This is a genomic window from Clostridium sp. 1001270J_160509_D11, from assembly GCF_015667935.1.
Classification (GTDB): domain Bacteria; phylum Bacillota; class Clostridia; order Peptostreptococcales; family Peptostreptococcaceae; genus Intestinibacter.
In genome coordinates this window covers 1-9,221 of record NZ_JADPET010000121.1, presented here as the reverse complement: position 1 = coordinate 9,221, position 9,221 = coordinate 1, and the positions used below count along the sequence as shown (strand labels likewise).

Here is a 9,221-nt window from a genome sequence, read left to right as displayed (position 1 = left end):
ATTAAAATATTTATTTAAAAAATAACTTGCTGGATAAAATTTACACATAAATAAAAGCCCGCCAAAGGCGAGCTTCTATTTTAAAATTTAGTTGTTTATTAGCAACCGCTGCAACCACTGCAACCGCTACCGCACTCAGAGTATCCGTCATCTCTTTGTGGTGGATTGTCTACTGATACAACGAATCCTTGTGGTGGTATTTCAGATATTGTAACGTTACCGTAAGTTAAGTATTCGTTGTCATCCATTATAAAATGTATTCCGTCTAAGTCATAAGATGTATCTGACATTAATTCTTCATCTAAAGCAAGTGAAAATACTGCTCCTGAACAAGCGAAACCTGCAAAGTAAACTCTTACGTTTTGTGGTTTGTCTTGATTATTTGCTAATATGTCTCTTAGTACATTTAATGCACTTTCTGGTGCTTGAACTTTCATGTTATCATTCCTTTCTATAATTATTACATATATTAAGTATACAATAATTTGATGATTTTCGGTATATTTTTTAGAAATTCACTTTTCATTTTATTTTGTGTAGTTTTCTTTATATAATACGAACTTATTGCATTTTACAATTTTATTATTTAAATTTTTTATTCTTTTCTTAAAATTAGATTCGTAAATAAAGCGTAGTTGAACTAAGGCGCTTTTTGAATAAATGTTATCGTCGTAAGTTATCGCGTATACATAATCTAAATTTAATTTTTTAAAAGCATAATCTACTAATGCTTGTGCAAGTTCAAAAGAAAGATTATGGCCCCAATAATCTGGATTTATACATATGCCTATTTCTCCATTTTTGTCAGTTGGATATATATTATTAAATCCTACATTTCCTATAACTTTGTTTTGTGTTTTTAAAACGACTGCATAATGACTTACCTTGCCTTTTTGGTAGTTGTTTATAAAATATGACTTTATAAATCTGCGAGTGTCAGATATACTTTTGTGTACTTTGATGGGTAAATATTTAACTACAGCAGGTATACTATAATATTCGAATAGATCTTGTGTATCGTCTAAAGTAATTGGTCTTAATATACAGTGTATAGTTTCTAAAATTTCCATTTGAGGATACATATAAAGCTCTCCCTCTATAAATATTTGAAACCTTATATAATCTCTTAGTATTATCTAGAGTAAGGAGTTCATAATATAATCTATGAAAAAACATATAGTGTAGTTAAAGTTTTGTTAACTTTACCATGTAAATAAATCTATTTTTTTAATCTCGCTTTCTAGTATATCTATATCTATAGTATCCATTATAGTTATGGAAATTATATTTTCATTTACGGGACTTTTAGAAGCTTCTATTACTTTAGAACATACACCTGAAATTGCTTTTCCTTCATCTAATTCTACCCTGATTGTTTTGCCTAAGTATTGATTAAAATCCATTTTTTATCCCCCTTGAATTTATTGTTTTTATGATTTTGTAAGATAAATTATATGCTATTCTTACTTAAATATATTTTCGACTTTGTCTTTTATAGTTCCTCTTTTTGTGATAAATTACTTTCTTTATTTTAGGGATTTTCCTTGATGAATTTTCTCGAGTTGTTTTGGTGGATGGGACTTTTGGAGGTGGATTTTGAAGTAAAGTGTATGGAAGTTTTCGACTTACTTTTTATAAGTTATATGCTTTGTGGCATAAAATATATACTTTTATGCCACTTTTGAAAAATTGGCTAAATTCCAACGTTTATTACATATTAAAAACAACTCATGTCAGTAAAATGTCAGCTTTTTTACTGATTTTTTTATGGTTTTATGATAAAATATTTATAGAATTATTTTTATTTTTTTAGACTTTATACAAGTTTTTAAACATAAAAATTACTATGGGAGGGGATAATATGAGTTATGCTTTTATACGAAAAAGAAGCAAAAATTACATCGTATATTTAGAATATACAGACGAGACAACAGGCAAAAAGAAACAAAAAAATATGGGATCTTATCCCCTAAAAAGAGATGCATCTAAGAGATTAAACGAACTTAAAGAAGAGATTTATAACGACGATTTAGCTATTCCGACAAACGTAAAATTAGAAAAATATCTAATGGATTTCTTGGAAAAATACAAAGCAAATTTATCGATTACTACATATAATTGTTACGTTAGGATATGCAAAAAATATATAAATCCTATACTTGGAAGTATAAAATTAAACGATTTAAGACCTATTCATATACAAAATTACGTAGATGATTTAGTCGGAATTTTGAGTCCACAGACGATAAAAATACATATAAATATACTTAATTTAGCTTTGAAAAGAGCTTATAAATTAAAACTTGTAAAATACGATATAGTAGATTGCATCGAAGTACCAAAGAACACTAAGTTTAAAAGTGAAGTTTACGACCAAAAAGATATAGCAAAATTATTAGAAACCATAAAAAATACAGACTTAGAATTGCCTATAAATTTAGCTATCGGGCTTGGACTTCGTATATCAGAAGTTCTAGGACTTAGCTGGAGCGATATAGATTTTGTGGAAAATACTATAACAATAGATAAAATCACAGCTAGAGAAAGTGGCAAAGTTATATTAAAAGAGCCAAAAACAGAGTCTTCTAGAAGGACTATCTCCGCACCGAGAGAAGTTATGGCTATGCTTAAAGATTATAAAAGAAAGTATCTACAAGATAAACTTCAAGGTAAGATAAAGGATTGTAATTTATTATTTTTTGATAAAAATGAAAATCCTATAGCCGAAGATGTATTGAGCAAGAAGTTTAGTCGCTTTTTAAAGAAACACAACTTAAAGCATATACGCTTCCACGATTTAAGACATTCACATGTAACTTTACTTATAAATGCAAAAGTACCTATAAAAGTTATTTCAGAGAGAGTTGGTCATTCAAATGTAAATACAACTCTAAATATATATTCTCACACTCTTAAAGAAATGGATCAAGAAGCTTCAGAAAAAATTTCAGAAAGTATATTTAAATTAGGTTAATTAAAAATCGAATCAAAAGTCATAAAAAAGCCACTTCGTATACGCCTTTTTAAGAGGTTTTACTAGTGGCTTTTATATTTATTTATGATATGTGCACTTTAATATCTTAAAATTCATTTTAAAGCCTTTTATTCAAAATTTGATTTTAAAAATTTAAAACAGTTACCTGTAATATAATTATGTAAACTACAGCTGTTAAATCACTAGGTTTGTCGAAAATTTCAATATAATAAAATAGTTTTAAAATAAGGTAGATAGAAAAAATATACAAATAAAAGAAAAGTACTTAATTATAAAAAGGATTATTAGAAACTATTAATAAAACGATAAATTCAAAAGTTTAGATAGTAACGCAAAATAAAAAAGTTGCGATAAATTTTTTATTAGCCAAATTACACAGTGCGACTTTTTTAAAAACGAAAAAACCGAACCTTTTCAAATCAATTTTAAGGTATTTCAAAAATATAATTAATATATTTACTTATCTGTAAGTTCAAAAACCATTACAAAGCCTTTTATAGCGTCTTTTATAAAAATAGCATAAAAAACAAATTTAAGTTTACATAATTATATTGTGGTACACTATACATTCTTTAAAATTAAATTCATAATCACATTTATACAAATTTCTATTGTATTTACACCCATATACATATTACATAATAAATTTTTATAAAAAATAAAAAGTATCTAAATCTATCAAAAGATAAATCTAGATACTTTTAAAACTATATACTCTCTTGTCTTATATTATCTATAATATTTTCTTTGCTCATTTTCTTAAGTGGTATATATGAAGCTATAAAAGTTATAACAAATATAGCTACTACACATATAAGTATCGCTTTGTATGGTATCAGTGTTTGAACTGTAATCATACCTTCTAATATTCTATTCATAAGCACATTCAGACAAATTCCTATTGGAATACCGTAAAGCAGTGAAAGTATTCCGTATAATATACTTTCCATATAAATCATCTTTTTAAATCCTTGAGGCGTTACACCTATAGATTTAATTACTGCGAATTCTCTTTTTCTAAGATTTATATTAGTACTTATTGTATTTATTATGTTGGTTACACTAACTAGAGATATAACTACTATAAATCCATATACGAATATTTTCATAACATTCATAGTTTGTTCAAGTCTTTGAGCTTCATCTATTGAATCTATTACACTCAAGTTATTTTCTTCTGCTACTTTTTTGACCTCATCTCTAGTAGACTTTTCTTGATTTGTAGCTACGCAATATGAACTTGAGCTTGATTCATCATCTGTTATACCAAGTGAAGGTATTAAATCATCATATGCTACTACTCCAAATGATGTTTGTGGGTATTGCATATCTCCTGTTAAAATTTCATCTGTTATAGCTAGTATTTTTAATTTAACTTCTTTTTGCTTTTCATTTCCATCAGAGTCATATGAATATACTGTACAGTTTAAAGTATCTCCTACTTTGTAATTTGTAAGAACTACTTTACCTTTTTTAGCTAGTGATTCTTGATAACTATATCTTACTAAAATTACACCATTTTCAGCTTTAGCAGTTTTTCTATCAAATTTGCCTTCTGATAACTTTATATTTGATATGCTAAAATCTCCAGGAGTATATAATTTACTATCAAAAAAATTATAAGTAGAATTATCCATATCTACATAATCGCTTTGTTTTAAACTTTCTCTTAAATCTTTATTTATATTTTTTTCATCAACATGAACATTTAAATTATAGCCTTTATCAATTGCTACATCTTTTAGACCATTTATTTTTTTAAGTTCATCTATAGTTTTTTGAACTTCCTCTTTGGTAAGCAAGTTATTTTCATATAATGTCAAATCATTTGTAATACTTCCGTAGTTAATTTGATTAGCTTCTATAAACATATCTACAAACCCATTAAATGATATAAAGATTACTATACTTATAACAAGAGAAAATAAAGTAATTCTAAATTTACCTTTATTTCTTCTTAAATTTTTATATGCAAGTTCGCCTTCTGTTTTAAATATCTTTTTGACAAGTTTAGAACTTTTGATTTTTCCAACCTTTAAATTAGAGCTATTTCTTATAGCTTCAAGTGGCGATATCTTAGCTGCATTTATAGCTGGTATTATGGCTGATATAAATATAGTAAGCAGTATTACAAGTGTACTTAAAATTAATACGATTGGGCTAAATACTAATCTTAAATCTAATTCACCAAACATAGAAGTTTTAAAGAATGTTTTTATAACTTTAAATACTATATCGATAGCTACTGTACCACTTAAAAGTCCAATAGGTATTCCAACTATACTCACTAAAAATCCTTCTAAAAATACAAGCTTCATAATTTGAGATTTTGTAGCACCTATAGAATTTAATATACCGAATTGTTTTTTACGTTCGCTTATAGCTATACTAAATGAATTGTATATAGTAGCTATAGTAGCTATTATAACAAGTGAAGCTACTAGACCTACTATAAGTATTAATGTTGTATTTATATTATCGTATGAACTTGCACCCAATAATCTAAGTAAGCCTTCATTATAATTTATATCTTTAAAATATAGAGAAGTTTGTCCATCATAATTATAACTTTTATCTTTTGGGTCATCTTTTTGAACTAATCCTATGTTTTGCCCAATTGATATAGCTGTATTATATATATCCTTAGGATTTTTTGTGCATATAGAAACATCGAATTTATCTTTACTACTTACAGCGTTTATATCAAAACCTGCTAGTGCAAAAAATTGTGAATTATATGAAAGTGGAGTCTTATTTAAAATACCTACAATTTTATAAGTATTTTTTTGTGGATTTATTAATTTTGGTATATCAGTGCCTTCTGTATATTCTAAATCTCCAATTTCAAAAGTTACTTTATCACCTATTTTTTTATTTAAATGCTTTAATAATCCCTCACTTACTACTATTTCATTTTTATTTTTGGGATATTTTCCTTCTTTTAAAGTTAATCTATAGCTTTCTATTTTATTTTTATCATAAGCATTTATATATAATTCTATATTTTTTTCTTTATCTAAAATAGTTCCTCCGAGACTTTGGCTATAACCATATCTTGTTACATTTGATGATTTTGTTACAATTTGTGCTTTTTCTTTGTCTATATTGCTAAATGTGGCATAAAAATCACCGCTAACTTGTATTTGATCTCTCATTTGATAATCCATAAAGCTTGTACATATATTGCCTATACCGCATATAAGTGCAGTTGCAAGTATTATACCGATTATTGTTACAAGAGTTCTTCTTTTATTTTGTTTTAAATATCTTAGTGTAAGTGAAGTGTATAAGTTCATCTATATCACCTCGTCACTTTTTATTATTCCATCTTCAATAGTTATAACTCTGTCAGCTTGTAATGCTATATTTGTGTCGTGAGTTATCATTATTAAAGTTTGGTTGTATTTTTTAACAGATACTTTTAGAAGCTCAACTATCTCTTTTGAGTTTTTGCTATCTAAGTTACCTGTTGGTTCATCAGCAAGTACTATAGATGGTCTGTTTATTAATGCCCTTCCTATCGATGTTCTTTGTTGTTGTCCACCTGAAAGCTCACTTGGAAGGTGATTTTCTCTTTCTTTTAAATCTAGTGTTTTTAATAAATCTTCTAGATATTCTTTATCTATTTTTCTATTGTCTAATTCTGCTGGAAGAAGTATATTTTCTTTTACTGTAAGAACTGGTATTAAGTTGTAAAATTGATATATAAGTCCTACATTTCTTCTTCTGAATATAGCTAAGTCTTTTTCTTTTAAGTCGTATATATTTATATCGTTTATAAATACATTTCCGCTAGTCGGTTTGTCTACACCACCTAGTAAGTGAAGAAGTGTACTTTTACCACTTCCACTTGGGCCGACTATAGCGATAAATTCTCCCTTTTTAATACTTAAGTTTATATTTTTAAGTGCATCTACTTTAGTCTCGCCTTTCCCATAACTTTTTGATAGATTTTCTACTCTTAGTAATTCCATTTTATCCTCCCTAAAATATAATCATAATTTAAATTAACTTTTCAGTAATGATTTCTTTATGTTTTAATTATTATACTTATATTCTATATTTATTATCTTACAGTCAAGTGAATTTGAAAATTACAATTTAGTCACTTAGGTTGGAAATTATAAATTAGCCACAAACCAGATAATATATAATTTCCTTTCAATTAAAAAATCCAGTAGGCTTAAGATATCTACTGGATTATTATTTTTAATTAATTGTATCTTTTATGAAATGTAATATGAAACTCAGAACCCCTATTTTTTTTACTTTTTACATATATATCTCCGTTTTGGCTTTCTATAATCGATTTTGCCATAGCAAGACCTATTCCAACACTGTCACTTTTGCTATTTTTACCTTTATAAAAACGTTTAAATATATTTTGTATATCGTCTTTATCTATCCCCTCCCCATTGTCTTTTATTATTATTTCTGAGTATATAGGGTTTTCTTCATAAGTTATATCTAAGGTTCCACCTTCTTTTGTATGTTCTATGCAGTTTTTGATTATATTGCCCAAAGCTTCTGATGACCATTCTATATCACCTATATAAGAAGCTTCTTTATTTCCATTTATATTTAAACTTATATTTTTAAGCTCCATGGGTACAGACAAAGGACTTATAGATCTTCTTATAAGTTCATTTATATTTACTTTATCTGTTTTAAAATCTATAACTTTAGCTTCTAGTTTTGAAAGCTTTAACATACTTTTGATTAGCCAGTCCATACGAGATAGTTGTGCATTTGTTCTATCTAAAAACTCAATTTTCTTTTCTTTATCTAAATCATTATACATAAGGTCAGTCAGTAACATAAGTGATGTCATCGGTGTTTTTAGCTGATGAGATATATCCGATATTGTATCGTTTAAAAAGATTTTTTCGCTGTGTAAAAGAGCTACTTTTTCTTTTAATACAGTTGTCATTTTCATAAGCTCTGTTTTTAAAAGTCCTATTTGACCTTCTTGGTTTTTGTTTTTCATTTCATATTCTCGTCCTTCTGAGCTATGATATACATAATCAGTCATATCTTTTATATCTCTATAGATTTTTATAAAGAAATAAAATGAAATTGTTATTAAACATATAAAAACAAAAGTTATAAATAGTATATTTATTTTTAGCATTTTATAAATGTTATTTTGCACAATAGGTTCTTGAGATAAATTAGTTGAGCTATCATAATTATATTTTTGTAATACTTTGGCTCCAAGATCAATATTTTCTTTATTTTTAGCTTGTGTTATTACAGACACTATATCTTTTTCTAATTCTGGATATTTTGACACTATATTTCCTACTATCGCTTGGTTGTTTTGTATTACATCAGCTTTAATTATATTTAAATTTAATGTATTTATAAATATAGATAATAATATTATTATTAGAAATAAAGCAATAATACTTATATTGTATTTTTTAATTTCTGGATTAGATAGTATTCTCATTTGTATCACTTCCATTCCACTTATACCCAACACCTCTTACTGTTAAGATATATTCAGGTTTTGATGAATCTTCTTCTATTTTTTCGCGAAGTCTTTTTATATATACACTAAGTGTATTATCGTTTACAAAGTCATATGTAACATCCCAAAGTTTTTCTAATATTTGAGCTCTTGTAAGTACTACATTTTTATTTTGAATTAATATTAAAAGAAGCTTATATTCAGCTGAAGTTAATATTATTTCTTCATCATTTTTAAATACTCTAGCTTCTAATGTATGTATAGATATATTTTTAAACTTTATAATTTTTTTGTTGTCTTGTATTTTACCCTTTCTTCTGAGAATTGCATTTATTCTAGAGATAAGCTCTCTTACCCTAAATGGTTTTGTTATATAGTCGTCGGCTCCTATATCTAGCCCCATAACTATATTAACTTCTTCATCACAGGCACTTAAAAATATTACAGGAGTATCTTCATCATGTTTACGCAAGTCTTTTAGAAATTCGTATCCATTTCCGTCTGGAAGCATTACATCAAGTAATATTAAGTCGTATACTTTTGTGCTTACTATTTCTCTAGCTTGATTTAAGTCTGAAGCAATATCTAAATTAAAGCTTTCTTGTTCGACTGCATATTTTACAGCAAATGCAATTGTGCTGTCATCTTCTACCATAAGTATATTTCTCATATTTATTCCTTCTTTATATAATTTATTTTAATTAATAGTATTAAAATATGTTTTATAATACTATTCTTAGTTGTTTATATATT

General features: G+C 26.5%; 8 protein-coding genes. 1 reads left to right on the top strand and 7 read right to left on the bottom strand.

Annotated elements, in window-relative coordinates; translation table 11 throughout:
* Window positions 1-98: 98 nt before the first annotated feature.
* From I4U58_RS10655 to I4U58_RS10645, 3 genes are all read right to left on the bottom strand, one after another.
* Complete coding sequence (locus tag I4U58_RS10655; RefSeq protein WP_195931327.1) at window positions 99-437, bottom strand: Fe-S cluster assembly protein HesB; 339 nt, start codon at window positions 435-437, stop codon at window positions 99-101.
* 90 nt (window positions 438-527) lie between these two features.
* Window positions 528-1,082 carry a GNAT family N-acetyltransferase gene (locus I4U58_RS10650; RefSeq protein WP_195931326.1) on the bottom strand — a complete coding sequence of 185 codons (555 nt, stop codon included), beginning with the start codon at window positions 1,080-1,082 and terminating at the stop codon, window positions 528-530.
* 120 nt (window positions 1,083-1,202) lie between these two features.
* Window positions 1,203-1,403: a hypothetical protein gene (locus I4U58_RS10645; protein ID WP_195931325.1), complete on the bottom strand. Its 201-nt coding sequence runs from the start codon at window positions 1,401-1,403 to the stop codon at window positions 1,203-1,205.
* Window positions 1,404-1,861: 458 nt separating this feature from the next.
* Here I4U58_RS10645 and I4U58_RS10640 point away from each other — a divergent pair, with 458 nt between their 5' ends.
* Entirely contained in the window at window positions 1,862-2,974 is a 1,113-nt protein-coding gene (locus tag I4U58_RS10640) for a site-specific integrase (protein ID WP_195931324.1), read from the top strand.
* 728 nt (window positions 2,975-3,702) lie between these two features.
* Here the strand turns inward: I4U58_RS10640 and I4U58_RS10635 are convergent.
* The 4 genes from I4U58_RS10635 to I4U58_RS10620 all read right to left on the bottom strand — a co-directional run bounded on the left by I4U58_RS10635 (window position 3,703) and on the right by I4U58_RS10620 (window position 9,138).
* Window positions 3,703-6,291 carry an FtsX-like permease family protein gene (locus tag I4U58_RS10635; RefSeq protein ID WP_195931323.1) on the bottom strand — a complete coding sequence of 863 codons (2,589 nt, stop codon included), beginning with the start codon at window positions 6,289-6,291 and terminating at the stop codon, window positions 3,703-3,705.
* Window positions 6,292-6,969 carry an ABC transporter ATP-binding protein gene (locus tag I4U58_RS10630; protein WP_195931322.1) on the bottom strand — a complete coding sequence of 226 codons (678 nt, stop codon included), beginning with the start codon at window positions 6,967-6,969 and terminating at the stop codon, window positions 6,292-6,294. It lies immediately after the preceding gene.
* A 239-nt stretch (window positions 6,970-7,208) separates the two neighbouring features.
* Window positions 7,209-8,462 carry a HAMP domain-containing sensor histidine kinase gene (locus I4U58_RS10625; RefSeq protein WP_243269610.1) on the bottom strand — a complete coding sequence of 418 codons (1,254 nt, stop codon included), beginning with the start codon at window positions 8,460-8,462 and terminating at the stop codon, window positions 7,209-7,211.
* Window positions 8,431-9,138: a response regulator transcription factor gene (locus I4U58_RS10620; protein ID WP_195931321.1), complete on the bottom strand. Its 708-nt coding sequence runs from the start codon at window positions 9,136-9,138 to the stop codon at window positions 8,431-8,433. The genes I4U58_RS10625 and I4U58_RS10620 overlap by 32 nt, the downstream gene beginning before the upstream one ends.
* Window positions 9,139-9,221 lie beyond the last annotated feature (83 nt).